Source organism: Mycobacterium sp. NGS69, from assembly GCF_059812165.1.
In genome coordinates, this window is record NZ_JCALCD010000005.1 from 120763 (window position 1) to 141570 (window position 20808).

Genomic DNA, 20808 nt, shown 5'->3' on the forward strand with positions numbered 1-20808 from the left:
CTGGGCGCTTAACACCGGTAGTGCGCAGACAAAGTGACATCGCCCGTTGTATCGGGGTAAATCCCCACCGTTTGTCATCGTCCGGATCGCCAGCGGTGATGAGTGAATTATCCTGTAGCAGAAGATAATTCATGATCTAGCCCTACTTCTGTGAGTGGATGTTGACGTGCCCGCTACGGTGGGAAATCTCCGGGTAACACGCCAAATTTACCGTTGGCGGCGCAGATTGACGTCGCAGCGATCCCATTCAAACGACCTTGACGGAAGCGGTCGTGTGGCAGGGCCGCGGCGGTATCAGACGGGTTGGCCGCGGGGCGGTAGCCCAGGGCGAAATCGAAACGGAGGACCATGGTGACTGCTCGCACGGACATACTGGACGGCGCGGCCCCGGCGATCGCGCCGGCCATCGCGCGCAGCCGCTGGCTTCAGCTCGGCCTCGGTCTGGTGTGCATGATGACGATATCGAGTCCGCAATACGTGTGGACGCTGATGACGAAGCCGCTCGCCGCCAAACTTGGGATTGCCCTGCCAGAGTTGCAGGTGACCTTCTCGATTCTCGTGATGTTGCAGGCCTTTTGCTCACCCTTCCAGGGGTCGCTGGTCGATCGTTTCGGGCCCCGCCGGTTGATCTCGATCGGCACGTTGCTGGCGGGCGCGAGCTGGGTGCTCGCCTCCTACGCGCATACCGTCTCGGTGCTGTATCTCACCTATGGCGGTGTCGGCGGCATCGGCACGGGGATTGTGTACGTCGGCGTCGTCGGGCTGATGGTCCAGTGGTTTCCGGCTCGACGCGGATTCGCTGCCGGTGTGGTGGCGGCCGGCTACGGAATGGGCGCGATCCTCACCACTTTTCCGATTGCCTCATCGCTGGCCGCGCGCGGCGTCGACTCCACGTTGTGGTTGTTCGGCATCGCGTTCGCCGCCGTGGGTTTCGTTGCGGCGCAGGGGTTGCACGCGCCACCGCTGGGTCCGGCATTGAACGCACCGAGCTCCCGCGCGTCCACCACCGTGCGCGATTATCGGCCGTCCGAAATGCTCAGACGGCCGGTCTTCTGGTTGATGTTCCTGATGATGACGATGATGGCTACCTCGGGCCTGATGGTCACGTCGCAGATGGCGACGTTCGCCACAGAGTTCGGTGTGAGCAAGGTCTTGGTGTTCGGGCTCGCCGCCGTGCCGCTGGCCTTGACCATCGATCGCTTCACGAACGGGCTGACCCGCCCGTTGTTCGGTTGGATATCGGATCGGCTGGGCCGCGAGAACACCATGGGTGTCGCCTTCGCGTTGGAGGGTGTCGCCATGACGCTCTGGTTGCTGACGCGGCACGACGCCACGATGTTCGTCCTCCTTTCGGGTTTGGTGTTCTTCGGATGGGGCGAGATCTTCTCGCTGTTCCCCTCCACGTTGACCGACACCTTTGGGACCCGTTACGCCACGGCGAACTATGGCTGGCTCTACATCTCCTTCGGGATCGGTTCGGTCTTCGGCGGCCCGCTCGCGGCGCTGTTGCATCAGCAAGCCGGCAGCTGGATTCCGGTGTTCGAGTGTGCGATTGCACTCGATCTGGCAACCGCGGCGCTGGCCGTGCTCGTGTTGAAGCCGGCGCGCAGGCATTTCGTCGAAGCAGCACCGATCGCGCCGTCGTGAGCGCCCCGTTGTCACCCGTCACCGCCACACTGGCAGGCATGCTCGACCTGATCCTGCCGCTGGAATGCGGCGGCTGCGGCGCGCCGTCGACCCGCTGGTGCGGCGCCTGCGCGGCAGAGCTCGGGGTCAGGCCCGACGAGCCGCACGTCGTCAACCCCCGCATCGACCCCGAGGCGCCGGTGTTCGCGCTCGGCCGCTACGCCGGCGCCCGCCGCGCCGCGATCCTCGCGTGCAAAGAGAACGGGCGCGGCGACCTGGTGACCCCGCTGGCCCGCAGCCTCGCCCTCGGAATCCACCGTCTGCTGACGTGGGGGATGGTCGAGACGCCGCTGACCATCGTGCCCGCGCCGACGAGGCGTTCTGCGGCGCGGGCCCGCGGCGGCGACCCCGTCACGCGGCTGGCGCGGGCCGCCGTGGCCGGGCACCCGGACATCGCCGTCGCGCCGGTGTTGCGGATGAAGGCGCTGGCCCGCGACTCGGTGGGCCTCGGCACGTCGGCCCGCGAGCGCAACATCGCGGGCCGGGTGGTGCTGCGCGGCCGGCGCCCGGCCAGCGAGGTCGTCATCGTCGACGACGTCGTCACCACCGGTGCGACGGCCCGTGAGTCGGTGCGGACGCTGCGCGGCGCCGGGATCCGCGTCGCCGCCGTGCTGGCGGTCGCCGCCGCCTGAACCTGTGCGGCGGCCAAGCGGTTGTGAAGAACTCGCAACAGCTGTGCGAAATCAGTGGCATCCCAAGGCGAACACGAGCTAACGTCGAGGACAACCTTCAGGAACATCCTTGGCCCGGGCCACAACGAGGGGGTGAGAATTCGGCACCTTGCATCGGCGGGCTGCCTGCGGCGGTGACCTATAGGAAACCGCTCCCAACCCCCGTCGGCGCGTCTTGTAGAAGCCGGCACGCCCCGCGTGCGACGTGGAAAAGGAAACGAGTTGACACGTATGTCAAGGCTTACCGTGGATTCCGGTCAGACTCTCGACCAAGCGCCGGCAGAAAGCAGCGAGCCGGCCGAACTGACCCTCAACGCCGAAGTCGTGTTCAAGGGCCGCAACGTCGAAATCCCCGATCATTACCGCTTCTACGTCTCGCAAAAACTCGCCCGCCTCGAACGATTCGATCGCTCCATCTATCTCTTCGACGTCGAGCTCAAACACGCGCCCAACCGCCGCCAGCGCAAGTCCTGCCAGCGCGTCGAGATCACCGCCCGCGGCCGCGGGCCGGTCAGCCGCGCGGAGGCCTGCGCCGACAGCTTCTACGCCGCCTTCGAGTCGGCCGTCGACAAGCTGGAGAGCCGGCTGCGCCGCGTCAAGGACCGCCGCAAGGTGCACTACGGCGACAAGACGCCGGTGTCGCTGTCCGCCGCCACCGCGGCGCCGCTTCCCGCGAAGGCCTTCAACGCCGAACCCGTCGAGCCGCACCAACACGACGGAGTGGGTCTCGACCACGGGGACCTGCAAGACCACGAGCCGGGGCGGGTGGTGCGCACCAAGGAGCACCAGGCCACGCCGATGTCGGTCGACGAGGCGCTCTACGAGATGGAGCTGGTCGGGCACAACTTCTTCTTGTTCTACGACAAGGAGACCGAACGGCCGTCCGTCGTGTACCGCCGGCACGCCTACGACTACGGGCTGATCAGGCTGGCTTGAGGTTCGGCGGCCGTCGGCGGCTCGTCACCTACGATGGGGGTCGGTCTAACGAAGAAGAAGACTCCTATCAACAGGGGATATAGCTGTGCTGGATAAGTTGCTGCGCCTTGGCGAAGGTCGCATGGTCAAGCGCCTCAAGAAGGTGGCCGACTACGTCAACACCCTGTCCGACGACGTCGAGAAGCTGACCGACGCCGAGCTACGGGCAAAGACAGACGAGTTCAAGAAGCGCCTCGACGACGGCGAAACCCTCGACGACCTGCTGCCCGAGGCGTTCGCGGTGGCCCGCGAGGCCGCGTGGCGGGTCCTGGACCAGCGCCCCTTCGACGTGCAGGTGATGGGCGCGGCCGCGCTGCACCTGGGCAACGTCGCCGAGATGAAGACCGGTGAAGGCAAGACCCTGACCTGCGTGTTGCCGGCCTACCTCAACGCGCTGGCCGGCAAGGGTGTGCACATCGTCACCGTCAACGACTACCTGGCCAAGCGCGACAGCGAGTGGATGGGCCGGGTGCACCGCTTCCTGGGCCTGCAGGTCGGGGTGATCCTCGCGCAGATGACGCCCGACGAGCGGCGCGTCGCCTACAACGCCGACATCACCTACGGCACCAACAACGAGTTCGGCTTCGACTACCTGCGCGACAACATGGCGCACTCGCTCGACGACCTGGTGCAGCGCGGGCACAGCTACGCCATCGTCGACGAGGTCGACTCCATCCTGATCGACGAGGCCCGCACCCCGCTGATCATCTCCGGCCCGGCCGACGGCGCCTCCAACTGGTACCTCGAGTTCGCCCGCATCGCCCCGCTGATGCAAAAGGACGTCCACTACGAGGTCGACCTGCGCAAACGCACCGTCGGCGTGCACGAGAAGGGCGTGGAGTTCGTCGAGGACCAGCTCGGCATCGACAACCTCTACGAGGCGGCCAACTCGCCGCTGGTCAGCTACCTCAACAACGCGCTGAAGGCCAAGGAGCTGTTCAACCGCGACAAGGACTACATCGTCCGCGACGGCGAGGTGCTCATCGTCGACGAGTTCACCGGCCGCGTGCTGATCGGCCGCCGCTACAACGAGGGCATGCACCAGGCCATCGAGGCCAAGGAGCACGTCGAGATCAAGGCCGAGAACCAGACGCTGGCCACCATCACGCTGCAGAACTACTTCCGCCTCTACGAGAAGCTGGCCGGCATGACCGGCACCGCCCAGACCGAGGCGGCCGAGCTGCACGAGATCTACAAGCTGGGCGTGGTCTCCATCCCGACCAACAAGCCGATGGTCCGCACCGACCAGTCCGACCTCATCTACAAGACCGAGGAAGCCAAGTACATCGCGGTGGTCGACGACGTCGAGGAGCGCTACGAGAAGGGCCAGCCGGTCCTGATCGGCACCACCAGCGTCGAGCGCTCGGAGTACCTGTCGCGCCAATTCACGAAGCGCCGCATCCCGCACAACGTGCTCAACGCCAAGTACCACGAGCAGGAGGCGGGCATCATCGCCGTGGCGGGCCGGCGCGGCGGCATCACGGTCGCCACCAACATGGCCGGCCGCGGCACCGACATCGTGCTGGGCGGCAACGTCGACTTCCTCACCGACCAGCGGCTGCGCGAGCGCGGCCTGGATCCGGTGGAAACGCCCGAGGAGTACGAGACGGCGTGGCACGAGGAGCTGGTCCTGGTCAAACAGGAGGCCGGCAAGGAGGCCGAAGAAGTGATCGAGGCCGGCGGCCTGTACGTGCTGGGCACCGAGCGCCACGAGTCGCGGCGCATCGACAACCAGCTGCGCGGCCGGTCCGGCCGGCAGGGCGACCCGGGGGAGTCGCGCTTCTACCTGTCGCTGAGCGACGAGCTGATGCGCCGCTTCAACGGCGCCGCGCTCGAGGCGATGCTGAACCGGCTGAACCTGCCCGACGACGTGCCGATCGAGAACAAGATGGTGACCCGCGCCATCAAGAGCGCCCAGACCCAGGTCGAGCAGCAGAACTTCGAGGTCAGAAAGAACGTCCTCAAGTACGACGAGGTGATGAACCAGCAGCGCAAGGTGATCTACGCCGAGCGCCGCCGCATCCTCGAGGGCGAGAACCTCAAGGAGCAGGCGCTGGACATGGTCCGCGACGTCATCACGGCCTACGTCGACGGGGCGACCGCCGAGGGCTACGCCGAGGACTGGGACCTGGACGCGCTGTGGACGGCGCTCAAGACGCTGTACCCGGTCGGCATCTCGCACGAGACGCTGACGCACCGCGACGCCGACTCCGACCGCGACGACCTCACCCGCGACGAGCTGCTCGAGGCGCTGGTCGAGGACGCCGAAAAGGCTTACGCGGCAAGGGAAGCCGAGCTCGAGGAGATCGCGGGCGAGGGCGCGATGCGTCAGCTCGAGCGCAACGTGTTGCTCAACGTCATCGACCGCAAGTGGCGCGAGCACCTCTACGAGATGGACTACCTGAAGGAGGGCATCGGGCTGCGGGCGATGGCGCAGCGCGATCCGCTGGTGGAGTACCAGCGCGAGGGCTACGACATGTTCATGGCCATGCTCGACGGCATGAAGGAGGAGTCGGTCGGCTTCTTGTTCAACGTCACCGTGGAAGCGGTGCCCGCTCCCCAGGTCGCCCCGCAGGCGACGCCCGAGGGGCTGGCGGAATTGGGCAGCGGCTCGTCCGGACAGCCCGACGGCGAAGGCGAAGCCCCCGCCGCGGCCCGCGAAGAGACCCCAAGCGTGTTGCGCGCCAAGGGCATTGATGACGAGGCGCCTGCGCTGACCTATTCCGGGCCGTCCGAGGACGGCTCGGCGCAGGTGCAGCGCAACGGCGGTGGTGCGCAGAAGACGCCGGCCGGTGTGGCGGGCGGCGGCAGCCGACGCGAGCGTCGCGCGGCCGCGCGACAGCAGGGGCGCGGCGCCAAGCCGCCGAAGTCGGTCAAGCGGCGCTAGTCATTGCGCTCGGGCCGGTGCCAGCCCGCGCAGGAGCACGTCGATGCCGGCCTCGAACTCGCGCTTGTAGTTCGTCCGGGCCATGACCTCCAGGAAGTGTGCCGCCAACGGCGCCTCGCTGAAATCCGCGGGGGGGTTGTCGGAGCGGGCCAGCGGACCGCCGAGTCGATTCGCGGCGAGCTCGTTGTTGATCGCCCCGGTCGCATAGGTGAGACAGAGGCACAGCGCCCGCGCCGCCTCGTCCTCGGACAAGCCGCCCTCGGTGAGCGCCTCCATGCCGGCCTGCAGCGCGGTGGCGCTGACCGCGGTCACGGCGCCCTGACTGACAAGGCCGAAGGCGGCGGGGTACTTGAGTGCCACCCGTCGCAGGTCACGGAGTAGGGCACGCAGCGCGGCGTCCCACCCGGTCGCGGCCCGGGGCACGCGGATCTCCGCGATGACCGCCTCGCCGACCAACCGCAACAGGTCGGCCTTGTTCGCGACGTGACGATAGAGCGACATCGCCTCGCAGCCGAGCCGCGCTCCGACCGCGCGCATCGTGACGGCGTCGACTCCGTCCTCCTCGATCAATTCCAGCGTCGCGCTGACGATGGCGTCGCGACCAAGTCGGGCTTGCATGCTTACAGTGTAAGCGATAGTCTCCGCTTACAACGTAAGCAAAGGATGCCGATGCACGCACTTGCCGCTCTCGCGACGGGAACCCTTCTCGCGAACGCGATTTGGGGTCGCCGCCCGCCAAAGCCCCCACCCGCCGGCCGGCTCGCCGATATCGCCGGCCGTCGCATCCACTACGTCGAACGCCCGGGCGCCGGCGTTCCCATAGTCCTGTTGCACGGCATGCCGGGCACTCACCGCGACTTCGAGCGGGTGGTCGCCGAGCTCCCCGGCGCTCACACCATCGCCGCCGATCGTCCGGGTTACGGCTGGTCAGAAGCCGGCCCGCTGGACTTTCAGAGCCAGATCGACATGATCCCCGCGCTGTTCGACCACCTGGGCATCGAGCGAGGCGTGTTGGTCGGCCACTCGTTCGGTGGGTTGTTGTCGCTCGGCGTCGCGGCGCGCTTCCCGGAGATCGTCGCCGGCCTCGCGCTCATCGCGCCGTCGGGTGGTGGGCTGCGTTCGGGGCCGTTCCGGATGGGAGCGGCGTGGCTGGTTCGCGCCACCCAGCTGCCGGGCGTGCGGCAGCTCAACGACCTGACGGTCGGCGGTCTCGTCCGGCGTGTCGGCGCAATCATCGACGGGCGCTTCGCTTTTGCGCCCGATCCGGTCGACCCGGTGTACCGCGGCCGGCTCGGCGAGGTCACCCTGCATGACGACAACCTGCGGGCGATGGCCGAAGATCGCCTGGCGTACCACCGCAACATCGACTGGGTGGACCGCCGCCTCGCCTCGCTGAGGGTGCCCGCCGTCGTCGTGTTGGCACAGGGCGATCGTCCGATCCCGATTCGTCACGGTCGACGGTTGGCCGCGGCGCTTGGTGGCGCGGAACTCGTGGAGGTGCCCGGCGGCCACATGCTGCCGATCGTGCAGCCGGGTGTCGTCGCCGCCGCGATCGAGCGGGTATCGGCTCGGGTAGCACAGGCCTAGTCAGAATTGCATGCGCGACGGACACTTGGCCCATGAAGCGTTACTTGACTCTTGGCTATGGCGCGGCGGCTTACCTGCCGTTCCTCGTCGCGTAACCGGTCGAGAAAGGCGCGGGTTCATGCCCTTCGACGGAGCGGTGTCGCGGACTGAGGTATTGGCGGCGCTGTCTTTGGCGATCGACCTCGGGCTCGGCCAGCCAATGGATCACATGCTGCGGTCGGCGGCGATGGGGACGAGGCTTGCCGAGCGCCTCGGCCTCGGCGAGTGTGAGCGCGGGACGGTTTTCTACACGGGCCTGGTGATGTGGATCGGGTGTCATGCCGACTCGCACGAGTACGCGCGGTGGTTCGGCGACGACATCGCGGTCCGACATGACAGCCACTTCATCGACTGGTCCGGCCCGGAGTTCCGGCGATTCCTCGTCAGCAACCTGGGCCGCGGGTCGACGTTGCCGAAACGGGCCCAGCTGGCGGCGAAGCTGTTTTTGGACGCACGCGGAAACCTCGGCACGCTGATGCACTCCCATTGCCAGTCGGCCGCGCTGCTTGCCGAGGAGATCGGCCTCGGCGAGGACGTGTGCGAAGCCCTGCCCTTTGCCTACGAGCGGTGGGATGGCAGCGGTCTTCCCACCGGTGCCGCGGGAAGCCGGATACCCGTGACCATGCGGGTGGCGCAGCTCGCCGACATCGCCGAAGTGCATCATCGCGCCTTCGGCGCGAGCGGCGCGATCGCGGAGGTTCGCCGTCGCAGCGGCAAACAATTCGACCCCGACATCGTCGCAGTGTTCTGCGACGTCGCCGACCAGCTGCTGCGCGACGACGAAGACGCGTGGGAGACGGCCGCCGGCTTGGCGCCGGATCCCGGGGAAACGCTGAGTGGTTCGGCGCTGGACCGGCTCTTGCGTGCGATGGGCGATTTCGTGGACCTGAAATGCCCCTTCACCCTTGGCCATTCGCGAGCGGTGGCCGAGCTGGCGGAGAAGGCCGGCAAGTGCGCCGGGCTGGCGACAGACGAGATCGACACGCTGCGCCGCGCCGGCTACGTTCACGATCTCGGCCGGATCGGTGTGTCCAACCGGGTGTGGGAAAAGCCGGGTGAACTGACCCACGCGGAGCGCGAGCGTGTGCACTTGCATCCGTATCTGACCGGCAGGATCCTGGCCCGCGTCGGTGGACTCAAGGCCGTCCGGGAGGTCGCGGTCAACCACCACGAACGGCTGGACGGGTCGGGTTACCCGAACGGGCTCCGTGGCGACGATCTTTCGATATGCGAGCGGATACTCGCCGCCGCCGAAAGCTATTGCGGCTCAACCGAGCCGCGACCGTATCGCGATGCGCTGGATGGGCCAGCCGCGGCCACGCAATTGCGCAGCGAGGCGGCGCGCGCTCGCCTGGACGGCGACGCGGTTGAAGCCGTGCTGGAGGCCGCGGGTCACCGGCCGTCGCGCAGAGCCGCCAGGCCGTCGGGCCTGACCCGGCGCGAGGCCGAGGTCTTGCTCCATGTGGCGCAGGGGCGGTCCAACCGCGAAATCGCCTCGGCTCTTTGGATTTCCGAGAAGACCGTGCGCAATCACGTCGAGCACATCTATGCCAAGATTGGGGTCTCGAACCGGATCGGGGCCAGCCTGTATGCGACCCGGCACGGCCTGACCGGCAGCGCGCCCAACTGAAAACCGGCCCCGGGCGGCCGAATGTTTGGGGCGAATGCCTCATGTGCACGCGGGAAATCGAGGCGACCATTTCTGCATGTTTAGCATTGGCCGAAGCCACCCTTACGAATCGCACACGGGGCTCTCGCCGCGGTTGTGGGACAAGGTGCTGACCGAGGGCCACTCGTCGCTGGTCCGGGCGCGGCACGCTTTCCGCTACCTGCCGTCGGCGCCACGATGCAAGCTGTGTAACAACCCGTTCGGCGGCCCTGTCGGCCGGCTCTTTGCCGTTGTCGGATTCCGCCGATCGCGCAAAAACCCCAACCTGTGCACGCGATGTTGCGATGCGCTGCCGCGCGGAGGAGCTGAGGTCGATATCGCGGTGCTGTTCGTTGACGTTCGAGGCTCCACGGCGTTGGGTCACCGCCGGGCCGCCGCAGACTTCGCCGCGTTGCTCAACCGGTTTTACGGCGCCGCGACGCAGACCCTGCTGCGCCATGACGCCGTGATCGACAAGCTCATCGGCGACGAGGTGATGGCGTTTTTCGTCCGCGGCATCAGCGGCCCCCGGTACCGGCAACGAGCCGTCGAGGCGGGAATCGAGCTGCTCCGAGCCGTCGGTTGCGGCACGCCGAACGGACCTTGGCTGGACGTCGGCGTCGCCGTGCACGCGGGCGTCGCATACGTCGGCAACGTCGGTGGGGCCGTCGTCGACTTCACCGCCCTCGGCCGCCCGGTCAACGCTGCGGCTCGGATGCAACAACGCGCCGCGGCCGGGGAGTTGCTCGTGGCCAGTGGGGTCGCCGACGAAATGACGGCCGGCATGCAGCAACGCACGCTGATTCTGCGAGGGCAGGACGAGCCGATCAACGTCTTCGTCCACGGGCTTTGAGCCTTCGTTCGGCTCGCTCCCGTCATCGCATGGGCGCTCCGGGCCGGGATCGCCGGTCCAACAGCCAGGCGGTTGCCACCGTGAGGGCGATAGCGAACGAGGCGAGCGCGATGAGACTGGCGGCGTTGCCTCCCTGGAAGGTCTCGCGGTACACGGACATGGCCGGCAGCGTCGCGGTATAGCGGTCGAGTTCCAGGTCGCGCCCCAACGCATCGAAGGCGTGGCGGTTGGACAGGGCCAGGCTCATCAGGCGTCCGGGGGTGGCCATCTGGTCGGTGGGCACGATCGCACCGCCGAACAGCACCTGAGGGAAGCACAGCATCGGCAGGGCGAGGGCCGCCTGCGCGGCGTTGGAGACGGCGGCCGAGGCGAAGAGGCCCAGGGCCAGCGCCGAGATCGCTTCGATCACAATCGTCGCGAACAGCGAGGCGTAGACGTCCCATCCCGCCGCGGGCAGCCTCCCGAGCGCGCGCAGCACAAGCAGTAACACCGCGCTCACGCCCGCGAGAATCGGAAGCAGCGCCGTCACCTTTGACGCCACGTACGCGCCCACGCTGAGCCCGGCAAAGCGTTCACGCCGGAAGACGGCCATCTCGCCGACGATCTGCAGCAGGCCGTACGTCAGCCCGAAGAAGAAGCCGTCGAAAGCGATCCAGAACACGATCTGGGCCGGGCCGATGTCGGCCGCGCCACCAGGATCGAACGCACCGCGCTTGAACAGTGTCGCCATCATCGCCGTCACCAGCACCGGTGATCCGAGCAGGATCGCAAGGGTCAGCCGGTTGCGGACGAGAACGTCGACGTTGCGCCGGGTTAGGAGCCACCATTGCCGGACCATGCCGGTTCGCCTGACGTCGGATTTGGTCGCCGAGACGGCCTGCCGGGGGAAGCCGGGCCGGGCGTTTGACCTCGCGCGGCTCTGCGCGAAACGCTCGGCCCAGATCCGCGGGGTGTGCTCCGCGGCCAGGCGCTCGTAGACCGCCGTGAGATTCTCCACGCCGAAGTAGTGCCGCGCCGCGGCCGGACTGCCGGCAAAGGCCAGGTGGCCGTCGCGGGCCAGGAAGACCACCCGGTCGCACTGGTCGATGCCGGTGGGCTCGTGGGTGGTGAGAACGATGGTGACCCCGCGCTGGCTGAGCCGGCGCAGCAGGCGCATGACGTCAGCCGCAGTCGAGGGGTCGAGCCCGGAGGTGGGTTCGTCCAGGAAGAAAAGGCGGGGCCTGGTCAGGAGCTCCACGGCGATGCTGGCCCGTTTGCGCTGGCCGCCGGACAGGGAACGCACCGGCACGTCGGCCCGATCGGCCAAGTCGAGGTCGCGCATGGTCTCCTCGACGATCCGCTCCGCTTCGACCGCAGGTGTGCCCGCCGGGAGCCGCAGCAGCGCCGCGTAGCGCAGCGTCCGGCGCAGGGGCATCTCGAGGTGGATGATGTCGTCCTGGGGCACGAAGCCGACTTTCGCATCGGCGCTGACGCGCGCGCGGCGCACGACTCCGTCGTGCCGAACCTCACCGGCGGACGGCGGTTGCAGGCCCGCAAGGATCTCCAGCAACGTGGTCTTCCCCGCTCCGCTGCCGCCGGCGATGGCGACCAATTCGCCGGGTTCCACCGAGAGCGACAGCTTGTCGAGGATCTGCCGGCCGGCGACGCGCCGGCCTACGTCGATCGCATCGATCCGCGCGCCACCCGGCGGCTCGGCGGACCGGGTACCGAGTACCTCGATGGCTGATGTGTCGCATGTCGTTTCGCTCATGATCCGGTCTCCGTGTCTTCTCGAAGTGGCCTTGTCGTGGGCGATCATCGGTCCACCGCTGCGACGGCCGCATGAGGCGTTTGCCTCAAATGCTCGAGCCCAGGACGGAATAGTCAAAAATAACTAGGGCGCCGCCGCACAAAGATGAGGCAGATGACCTATATACCGGGCTGCCGATGCGGTCGACACTGGGGCCATGAAGCGTTACTTGACTGTTGCCTACGGCGCGGCGGCTTACCTGCTGTTCCTCGTCGCCTTCCTGTATCTCGTTGCGTTCGTGGCGAACCTGTGGGTGCCGCGCACCGTCGATCACGGGATCACGTCGTCCATCGGCGAGGCGATTGTGGTCAACGTGTTGCTGGTCGGCGCGTTCGGAATCCAGCACAGCGTCATGGCGCGGCCGGCGTTCAAGGCGTGGTGGACCCGATTCGTGCCGCGGTCGATCGAGCGCAGCACCTACGTGGTGCTGTCGAGCGCCGTGCTGCTGCTGCTTTATTGGCAGTGGCGCACGATGCCGGACGTCGTATGGGACGTGCGGCAGCCGGCGGCGCGGCTGGCAGTTTGGGCATTGTTCTGGCTGGGCTGGGTGATCGCGCTGGGCGCGACGTTCATGATCAACCACTTCGACCTGTTCGGGCTGCGGCAGGTGTATCTGGCCTGGCGCCAAAAGCCTTACACCGAACTACATTTCCGCACCCATTTGTTCTACCGGCTGGTGCGCCACCCGCTGATGCTGGGATTCCTCATCTCCTTCTGGGCGGCCCCCACCATGACGACCGGGCATCTGCTCTTCGCGATCGCCATGACGGGGTACATTCTGATCGCCGTGCACATCGAAGAGCGCGGCCTCGTCAAGGCGCTGGGCAAGGACTACCGCCAATACCGTCGCGAGGTCCCCATGCTGGTCCCGCTGAAGCACCGGCCGCGCCGGCGTTCGGCGGAAGCGGTTGGCCAGCACTAGCTCTCGACGCAGCGTCAAACGCTCTGCCCGGCGTTGGCCAATTGATCACATGGCGGATACCTGAACATGGCACGGTACTCGTGTGCAAACCGGGTCGCGGGTCGGTCAAGCGCGCCGGGTGGACCGGTTCCACCAGTGGTGCGAGGCGGTCGTCGATCGGCTGCCGTTCGGGCTCGGATCGGTCGTCGCGCCCACGTTTCTCGGCTTCTGCCTGATCAACGGGCTCACCTTCGGCATCGACTTGGCGATCCTCACGGGCCTGCGCGGCGGGCTCGGCCTTCCGGTGCCGATCGCCGTCACGGTCGCCTACGCGTGCGCCTTCGCGCTCAGCTATGTGCTCAACCGCACCTTCAACTTTCAATCCCACGCGCCGGTCGGACAACAGGTCGCTGTGTACGTCGTGGTGGTCGTCGTCAACTACCTGGCGCTGATCCTCGGTGTGTCCAGCGCGCTGACGGCAATCGGGGTGCAATACCAGCTGTCGCGGGTGCTGGCGGGTGTCTGCGAAGCGGTGTACATGTACTGCGCTATGCGGTGGTTGGTCTTCCGGCGCTGACCGCCTTACGATCGACCTCCCGCTAGCCCCCGGTGGAGGAGCGCCGCCATGCCCACGCCCGTCAAGCCCGCGTCGCCGCTGCGCGCCGTCTTCGGCACCGAAAAAGCTCGCTCGTCGCTCGTGATCGGCGCGCTCGGCGTCGTGTTCGGAGACCTCGGGACCAGCCCGATCTACACGATCCAGACGATCTTCGACCCCCACGACCCGCACCCGATACCGATCACCACGGCCAACCTGTACGGGGTTGTGTCCCTGGTCTTTTGGTCGGTGATGACCATCGTGACCCTCACCTACGTCACCCTGGTGATGCGCGCCGACAACGACGGCGAGGGCGGCATCATGGCGCTCATCACGCTCGTGCGCCGGTTGGGCGGCCACCGGGGGCGTCGCACGGCGGCGATGCTGGCCGTGCTCGGCATCTTCGGCGCGTCGCTGTTCTTCGGTGACAGCATGATCACCCCGGCGATTTCGGTGGTGTCCTCGGTGGAGGGCCTCAAGGTGATACAGCCGCACCTGGGTGACTTCGTCGTGCCGATCACCGCGGTGATCATCGTGGCGCTGTTCGCCTTTCAGGACCGCGGCACCGCCACCATCGGGCGCTTCTTCGGACCCGTGATGGTCGTGTGGTTCGTCGCGATCGGCGCGTGCGGTGTCGCCGGGATCACCGCCCACCCGGAAATCCTTGAGGCGCTGTCACCGACGTACGCGCTGACGTTCATGGTCGGGCACTTCGACGTCGCGTTCTTTTCGCTGGCCGCGGTCGTGCTGGCGGTGACGGGTGCCGAAGCGCTGTACGCCGACATGGGCCACTTCGGCCGGCCGGCGATCACCCGGGCCTGGCTGTTCGTGGTCATGCCGGCGTGCGTGCTCAGCTATTTCGGTCAGGCCGCGCTGCTGTTGGGCAACAAGAGCGTCGTCGCCGCGCCCTTCTTCCTGCTCCCGCCGGCTTGGGCGCGCTTGCCGATGGTGTTGCTCGCGACCGCCGCGACGGTCATCGCCTCCCAGGCGGTGATCACCGGCGCCTTCTCGGTCGCGTCGCAGGCCGCGCAGCTCGGCTACCTGCCGCGCGTGCGGGTCGTGCACACGTCCGAGTCGACGATCGGCCAGATCTACGTGCCCTGGATCAACGGCATGCTGATGCTCGCGGTGCTGATCCTGGTCTTCGCGTTCCGCAGCTCGGCGGCGCTGGCGTTCGCGTTCGGCATGGCGGTGACCGGGACGATCACCATCACCACGTTGCTCTTCTTCTACATCGCCCGCACCCGCTGGGGCACGCCCGTGTGGCTGGTCGTCATCGGCGCCGGGGCCCTGTTGTCGGTGGACCTGCTGTTCGTGGCGGCGAACCTGACCAAGCTGGTGCACGGGGCGTGGGTGCCGCTGCTGATCGGCGCCGCGGCATTCACCGTGATGACCACGTGGCAGCGGGGCCGCGAACTGGTCACCCAGGCCCGGGCGCGGGCCGAGGGACCGCTGCGCGAATTCGTCGATCAGCTGGCCGGCTGTAAGCCACCGCTGGTGCGAGCGCCCGGGACGGCCGTATTCCTCAACCGCGGAAAGGAGACCGCGCCGCTGGCGATGCGGGCCAACGTCGAACACAACCGTGTGCTGCACGAGCAGTCGGTGATCATGTCGATCGAGACGCTTCCGGTGCCGCGCGTGGCGGACGAGGAACGAATCGAGGTCGATCCCCTGGGCTATGCCGAGGACGGGGTCGTGCACGTCACGGCGAAGTTCGGATACATGGAACGGCCCAACATCCCGGCCGCGCTGCGCCTGCTCGACCCGAAGCAAACCGAGGGCCGGATCGCCGTCGACGAGGCCTCGTATTTCCTCTCGAAGCTGGAGCTGAGGGCCGGCACCGCGCCGACCATGGCACCTTGGCGCAAGCGCCTCTTCATCGCCACCGCCTACATCGCCGCCGACGCCGCCGAATATTTCGGCCTGCCCATCGACCGGACGGTGATCATGGGCGCGCGAATTCAGGTGTAGCTCAGATGTAGCGCGGGCCGTCCGGCTGGAAGGATGGACGGTATGGATGTCAAGGAGGTGTTGCTGCCCGGTGTCGGCCTTCGGTACGAATTCACCAGCCACACCGGGGAGCGGATCGGGATCATCGCGCGCCGCGGCGGCGATTTCGACGTCGTCCTGTACGGCCCCGACGATCCCGACCAGGCCAAGCCGGTTCTGCACCTGACCGACGCCGAGGCCGAGGCGGTGGCCCAGATCCTGGGCGCGCCGCGCATCGCCGAGCGGTTCACCGAGCTCTCCCGAGGGCTGCCGGGCATCGAGACCGGGCAGGTCCACATCGTGGCCGGCAGCCCGTTCGTCGACCACCCGTTGGGTGACACGCGAGCCCGGACCCGCACCGGGGCGTCGATCGTCGCGATCGTGCGCAACGAGGAAGTGCTCGCCTCGCCCGGCCCGGCCGAAATGTTGCACGCGCGAGACGTTCTGATCGTGATCGGCACCGAAGACGGCATCGCCGGTGTCGAGCAGATCATCGACAAGGGTTGAGCCGATGCAGGTTTCGGGGGCGCTACTGTTTCAACTCGGCGCCCTCCTGGCCACGCTGGCCGTATTGGGCGCTCTCGCAAGGCGTTTCGCGCTTTCGCCCATACCGGTTTACCTGTTGGCGGGCCTCTCGCTGGGCAAGGGTGGCCTGCTGCCCGTCGCCGCGGCCGGCGAGTTCATCGAGACGGCCGCGCCCATCGGCATTGTGCTGTTGCTGCTGACCCTGGGCCTGGAATTCTCGGCGACCGAATTCGCCAGCAGCCTGCGACATCACCTGCCGTCGGCCGCAGTCGACATCGTCCTCAACGCCACCCCCGGCGCGGTGGCCGGCTGGCTGCTCGGGCTGGACGGCGTCGCCGTCCTGGCCCTGGCCGGGGTCACCTACATCTCGTCGTCCGGCGTCATCGCGCGGGTGCTGGTCGACCTGGGCCGGCTCGGCAACCGGGAAACGCCCGCGGTGCTCTCGGTGCTGGTGCTCGAGGATTTCGCGATGGCCGCCTACCTGCCGCTGTTCGCGGTGCTGGCGTCGGGTGGGGGCTGGGTGCACGCCGTCGTCGGCATGGCCGCCGCGGTAGGCGCGCTGCTGGCCGCGTTCGCCGCCTCCTACCGGTGGGGGCACCACGTCGGCCGGCTGGTCGAACACCCGGATTCCGAGCAGCTGTTGCTGCGGGTCCTGGGCATCACTCTGATGGTGGCGGCGGTGGCCGAGGTCCTGCACGCGTCGGCCGCCGTCGGCGCCTTCCTGGTGGGTCTGACCCTGACCGGTGCGACGGCCGACCGGGCACGGGAGGTGCTCGGCCCGCTGCGCGACCTGTTCGCCGCCATCTTCTTCCTGGCGATCGGCCTCTCGGTCGACCCGCACGAGCTCCTTCCGATGCTCCCGGTGGCGCTGGTCCTGGCCGCCGTCACCGCGGCGACCAAGGTGGCCACCGGGATGCTCGCCGCCCGGCGCGACGGCGTGGCCCGGCGCGGGCAGCTGCGCGCGGGCGCCGCGCTCATCGCCAGGGGCGAGTTCTCGCTGATCATCATCGGCCTGGTCGGCACCTCGATCCCCGTGGTAGCCGCGCTGGCGACGTCGTATGTGTTCGTCATGGCGATCATGGGCCCGGTGCTGGCCCGGTACGCGGGTGGCCGCGCGGCCACCTAACCGATGTGCAGGGCCACCATCAGCCAGCGCGTCCCGGCGCCGGACGGGACCCGTTCCACGCGGCAAGCGATTGCGTGGATCCGGTCCCCGCGGCTGTAGGACCCGAACACCTCGGCCGCGGCCTCCGGGTCGCGGCGCCCGGAGGGTTGCAGCCGCAACCGGCGCAGCACCGCCGCCCCGTCCCGTCCGCGCCCGCGGGCGCCCGCCGAACCGCCGATCGCGACCACTGAGTCCACCAGGCCGGGCGCCAGCATCGGGCGCAGCTGCGCGGCGGGACGGCGGCGGTCGACGACCTCGAGTACCCGGCGCAGCGCGGCGTCCGCGAAGGCGGCCGCCTGGCGCATAGGCGCGGACGGTCCCGGCGGCCCGGCCGGCTGCCCGGCCGAGGGCCGGCGGGGCGCACGCGCGCGGCGGCGCGGCGTCGCACGGGGCGGCTGCCAGCGTTTGGGGACATCCCGCCTGGGCGGCTCGTAGTCGACGACGGGCGTCACAGCGAAAACGGTCAACGCGCACTCTCCATGGATAGGCCTGCTGGAGAGTGGCAGACGGGCTGGTAAGTGGTCATCATGGCACAGGTCGGGCCGGCGCGTATCCGCTCGATTACCGTGGGCGGGTACATCCGTTCACCCAAGGAACCGAGGACGAATTGACCAGGAGGGACGCGCCGTAATGGTGACCCGGTTGTCCCCGACGGACGCGTCCTTCTATCGGCTGGAGAACACGGCCACCCCGATGTACGTGGGGTCGCTGTCCATCCTGCAGCGTCCGCGCGCCGGGCTGAGCTACGAGACGCTGCTGGCCACCATCGAACAGCGGCTGCCCCAGATACCGCGCTACCGGCAAAAGGTTCGGCAGGTGCGGATCGGCACGGCCAGGCCGGTGTGGCTCGACGACAGCGACTTCGACATCACCTATCACGTGCGGCGCTCGGCCCTGCCGTCCCCGGGCAGCGACGAGCAGCTGCACGAGCTGGTCGCGCGGCTGGCCGCGCGGCCGTTGGACAAGTCGCGGCCGCTGTGGGAGATGTACCTGGTCGAGGGCCTGGCCAAGAACCGGATCGCGCTGTACACCAAGTCCCACCAGGCGCTGATCAACGGCATGACGGCGGTGGAGATCGGCCACGTCATCGCCGACCGGACGCGCCGGCCGCCACCGTTCCCCGAAGACATCTGGATACCGGAACGCGACCCCGGCAACACGCGGTTGGTGTTGGGCGCGATCGGCGACTGGATGGCGGGGCCGGGCACGCAGCTGCAGGCCGTCGGGTCGGCGGTGGCCGGGTTGGTGACGAACTATGGCGAGCTGCTCGAAGCCGGCCGCCGCGCGGTCGACATCGCGCGCGCGGTGACGCGGGGCACCGCGCCCAGCAGCCCGCTGAACGCGACCGTGTCGCGGCACCGAAGGTTCACGGTCGCACGCGGCAACCTCGAGGACTACCGGGCCGTGCGCGCGCGCTACGACTGCGACATCAACGACGTGGTGCTCGCCGTGGTGGCCGGCGCGCTGGGCAATTGGCTCCTGTCCCGTGGGGTGGCGGTGTCACCGACGGCGACGATCCGCGCGATGGCGCCGCTGTCGATCTACGCCGACGACGGCCTCGACTCGACCGGCCCGGGCCAGACGATCAGTCAGGTCACGCCGTTCCTGGTGGATCTGCCGGTGGGGGAGGCGAACCCGGTGGTGCGGCTGTCGCAGATCGCCCACGCCACCGAATCCAACCCGACCGCCGGCAGCCTGGTCGACGCCCGCACCATCGTCACCCTGTCGGGATTCGCGCCACCGACCCTGCACGCCATGGGCATCCGGGTCGCTACCGGCTTCCCGAGCTTTTCCAAGCGGACGTTCAACCTGCTGATCACCAACGCCCCGGGCGCCCAGTCGCAGATGTACATCGCCGGCACCAAGCTGCTGGAGACCTACGCCGTCCCACCGCTGTTGCACAATCAGGCGCTGGCGATCAGCGTGACGTCCTATAACGGCATGCTGTATTTCGGGATCAACGCCGACCGTGAGGCGATGAGCGACGTCGACCTGCTGCCCGGGCTGTTGAGCCAATCGCTCGAGGAACTTCTCGAAGCTTCCCGCTGATTAGTCGGGGTGAAAATCGGTGCCTGGTTCTATGATCCGTTCTTGTGAGCACCGCGACAAATGACGGGGCGTCGGCGAAGGCGAGCGCGAAGAAATCGAGCACCGCGACCGTGCGCAGAATTCCCGACGATGTCTACCGAACCGAAATATTCCGGTTGCAAACGGAATTCGTTAAATTGCAGGAGTGGGCGCGGCACGTCGGCGCGCGCGTCGTGGTCATCTTCGAGGGCCGCGACGGGGCCGGCAAGGGTGGAACGATCAAACGGATCACCGAATACCTGAACCCGCGCGTCGCCCGGATCGCGGCGTTGCCCGCGCCGAGTGACCGGGAAAAGGGCCAGTGGTACTACCAGCGCTACATCGAGCACCTGCCCGCCCGGGGCGAAATCGTGCTCTTCGACCGGTCGTGGTACAACCGCGCCGGCGTGGAAAGGGTGATGGGATTCTGCACGCCGCAGGAGTATGTGCTCTTCTTGCGGCAGACACCCATCTTCGAGCAGATGCTGATCGACGACGGGATCCTGTTGCGCAAGTACTGGTTCTCCGTCTCCGAGGTCGAGCAGTTGCGCCGGTTCAAAGCGCGCCTGAATGACCCTGTCCGCCAATGGAAACTCAGCCCCATGGACATGGAGTCGCTGTATCGGTGGGAGGACTACTCGCGCGCCAAGGATGAGATGATGGTCCACACCGACACCCCTGTAAGCCCTTGGTACATAGTGGAATCCGACGTCAAGAAGCACGCGCGGCTGAACATGATGGCGCATCTGCTGTCGACGATCGAGTACTACGACGTGGGCCGGCCCAAGGTCAAGCTGCCCAAGGAGCCGGTGGCGGCCGAGAACTATCAGCGCCCGCCGCGCGAGCTGTCGAACTACGTCGACGACTATGCGGCCACGTTGGTCGGGAGCCAATGATCCAGGTCTACATCCCGGCCACGCTCGAGATGCTGCAGCGGCTCGTCGCCGACGGCTCCCTGTGGCCGGTCAACGGCACCGCGTTCGCGGTCACGCCGACGTTGCGCGAGGCCTACGCCGAGGGCGACGACGACGAGCTTGCCGACGTGGCGCTGCGCGAGGCGGCGCTCGCGTCGCTGCGGCTGCTCGCGGCCGGCGTGGACGCCGGTCTGCCGCCCCGGCGCGCGGTGCTGGCCGCCGAGGTCGAGGACGCCACGTACCGCCCCGATCTCGACGACGCCGTCGTTCGGCTCGCCGGGCCCGTCACCATGGACGAGGTGGTGGCCGCCTACGTCGACAATGCCGCCGCCGAGCCGGACGTCATCCGGGCCATCGAGATCATCGACGCCGCCGACCTGGGCGACGAGGACGCCGAGCTGATCGTCGGGGACGCGCTGGATCACGACCTCGCCTGGTACGCGAACCAGGAATTGCCGTTCGTGCTTGACCTGCTCTGACGTCGAATGTGAGGAATTCGAGCTAGCTACGACATCGT

18 protein-coding genes are annotated in these 20808 nt (G+C 67.9%); 15 read left to right on the forward strand and 3 right to left on the reverse strand.

The window, feature by feature from the left end:
* Positions 1-348: 348 nt before the first annotated feature.
* The 4 genes from oxlT to secA all read left to right on the forward strand — a co-directional run bounded on the left by oxlT (position 349) and on the right by secA (position 6219).
* Complete coding sequence (oxlT, locus tag AC5Y2S_RS16500; protein ID WP_499957158.1) at positions 349-1647, forward strand: oxalate/formate MFS antiporter; 1299 nt, start codon at positions 349-351, stop codon at positions 1645-1647.
* Between the two features lie 38 nt (positions 1648-1685).
* Positions 1686-2318: a ComF family protein gene (locus AC5Y2S_RS16505; protein ID WP_499957159.1), complete on the forward strand. Its 633-nt coding sequence runs from the start codon at positions 1686-1688 to the stop codon at positions 2316-2318.
* Positions 2319-2603: 285 nt separating this feature from the next.
* Complete coding sequence (gene hpf, locus AC5Y2S_RS16510; protein WP_499957160.1) at positions 2604-3293, forward strand: ribosome hibernation-promoting factor, HPF/YfiA family; 690 nt, start codon at positions 2604-2606, stop codon at positions 3291-3293.
* Between the two features lie 85 nt (positions 3294-3378).
* Positions 3379-6219 carry a preprotein translocase subunit SecA gene (gene secA, locus AC5Y2S_RS16515; RefSeq protein WP_499957161.1) on the forward strand — a complete coding sequence of 947 codons (2841 nt, stop codon included), beginning with the start codon at positions 3379-3381 and terminating at the stop codon, positions 6217-6219.
* On the opposite strand, the gene AC5Y2S_RS16520 is transcribed toward secA, so the two are convergent.
* A complete protein-coding gene (locus AC5Y2S_RS16520) occupies positions 6220-6837 on the reverse strand; it encodes a TetR/AcrR family transcriptional regulator C-terminal domain-containing protein (protein ID WP_499957162.1) in 618 nt (205 codons plus the stop codon).
* Between the two features lie 51 nt (positions 6838-6888).
* On the opposite strand from AC5Y2S_RS16520, the gene AC5Y2S_RS16525 reads away from it, so the two are divergent.
* From AC5Y2S_RS16525 to AC5Y2S_RS16535, 3 genes are all read left to right on the forward strand, one after another.
* Positions 6889-7806 (forward strand): alpha/beta fold hydrolase, encoded by a 918-nt coding sequence (locus AC5Y2S_RS16525; RefSeq protein WP_499957163.1) that lies wholly within the window; start codon positions 6889-6891, stop codon positions 7804-7806.
* A gap of 118 nt (positions 7807-7924) precedes the next feature.
* Positions 7925-9475 carry an HD domain-containing phosphohydrolase gene (locus AC5Y2S_RS16530; RefSeq protein WP_499957164.1) on the forward strand — a complete coding sequence of 517 codons (1551 nt, stop codon included), beginning with the start codon at positions 7925-7927 and terminating at the stop codon, positions 9473-9475.
* Positions 9476-9551: 76 nt separating this feature from the next.
* Entirely contained in the window at positions 9552-10346 is a 795-nt protein-coding gene (locus AC5Y2S_RS16535; protein WP_499957165.1) for an adenylate/guanylate cyclase domain-containing protein, read from the forward strand.
* A gap of 22 nt (positions 10347-10368) precedes the next feature.
* Here AC5Y2S_RS16535 and AC5Y2S_RS16540 read toward each other — a convergent pair whose 3' ends face one another.
* Positions 10369-12096 carry an ABC transporter ATP-binding protein/permease gene (locus tag AC5Y2S_RS16540; protein WP_499957166.1) on the reverse strand — a complete coding sequence of 576 codons (1728 nt, stop codon included), beginning with the start codon at positions 12094-12096 and terminating at the stop codon, positions 10369-10371.
* A gap of 196 nt (positions 12097-12292) precedes the next feature.
* Between AC5Y2S_RS16540 and mddA the strand changes: the two genes are divergently transcribed.
* The 5 genes from mddA (at position 12293) to AC5Y2S_RS16565 (ending at position 17271) form a co-directional block, all read left to right on the forward strand.
* On the forward strand, positions 12293-13057 hold the full coding sequence (mddA, locus tag AC5Y2S_RS16545) for a methanethiol S-methyltransferase (protein ID WP_499957167.1): 765 nt from the start codon (positions 12293-12295) through the stop codon (positions 13055-13057).
* Between the two features lie 82 nt (positions 13058-13139).
* Positions 13140-13613, forward strand: a complete 474-nt coding sequence (locus AC5Y2S_RS16550) for a GtrA family protein (protein ID WP_499957168.1) — start codon at positions 13140-13142, stop codon at positions 13611-13613.
* A gap of 48 nt (positions 13614-13661) precedes the next feature.
* A complete protein-coding gene (locus AC5Y2S_RS16555) occupies positions 13662-15602 on the forward strand; it encodes a potassium transporter Kup (protein ID WP_499957169.1) in 1941 nt (646 codons plus the stop codon).
* Between the two features lie 42 nt (positions 15603-15644).
* On the forward strand, positions 15645-16127 hold the full coding sequence (locus AC5Y2S_RS16560; protein ID WP_499957170.1) for a cation:proton antiporter regulatory subunit: 483 nt from the start codon (positions 15645-15647) through the stop codon (positions 16125-16127).
* Positions 16128-16131: 4 nt separating this feature from the next.
* Positions 16132-17271 (forward strand): cation:proton antiporter, encoded by a 1140-nt coding sequence (locus AC5Y2S_RS16565; RefSeq protein WP_499957171.1) that lies wholly within the window; start codon positions 16132-16134, stop codon positions 17269-17271.
* On the opposite strand, the gene AC5Y2S_RS16570 is transcribed toward AC5Y2S_RS16565, so the two are convergent.
* Positions 17268-17777: an Rv3235 family protein gene (locus AC5Y2S_RS16570; RefSeq protein ID WP_499957172.1), complete on the reverse strand. Its 510-nt coding sequence runs from the start codon at positions 17775-17777 to the stop codon at positions 17268-17270. The genes AC5Y2S_RS16565 and AC5Y2S_RS16570 overlap by 4 nt on opposite strands.
* A 163-nt stretch (positions 17778-17940) precedes the next feature.
* On the opposite strand from AC5Y2S_RS16570, the gene AC5Y2S_RS16575 reads away from it, so the two are divergent.
* The 3 genes from AC5Y2S_RS16575 to AC5Y2S_RS16585 are packed head-to-tail and all read left to right on the forward strand — an operon-like array spanning position 17941 to position 20770.
* The gene (locus tag AC5Y2S_RS16575; RefSeq protein ID WP_499957173.1) at positions 17941-19359 is read left to right on the forward strand and encodes a WS/DGAT/MGAT family O-acyltransferase; all 1419 of its coding nucleotides are present in this window, start codon (positions 17941-17943) and stop codon (positions 19357-19359) included.
* A 44-nt stretch (positions 19360-19403) separates the two neighbouring features.
* Positions 19404-20273, forward strand: coding sequence for a polyphosphate kinase 2 (gene ppk2, locus AC5Y2S_RS16580; RefSeq protein ID WP_499957174.1), 870 nt, complete (start codon positions 19404-19406; stop codon positions 20271-20273).
* Entirely contained in the window at positions 20270-20770 is a 501-nt protein-coding gene (locus tag AC5Y2S_RS16585; protein WP_499957175.1) for a DUF6912 family protein, read from the forward strand. Before ppk2 ends, AC5Y2S_RS16585 begins: the two co-directional genes overlap by 4 nt.
* The last annotated feature ends 38 nt before the right edge of the window (positions 20771-20808 follow it).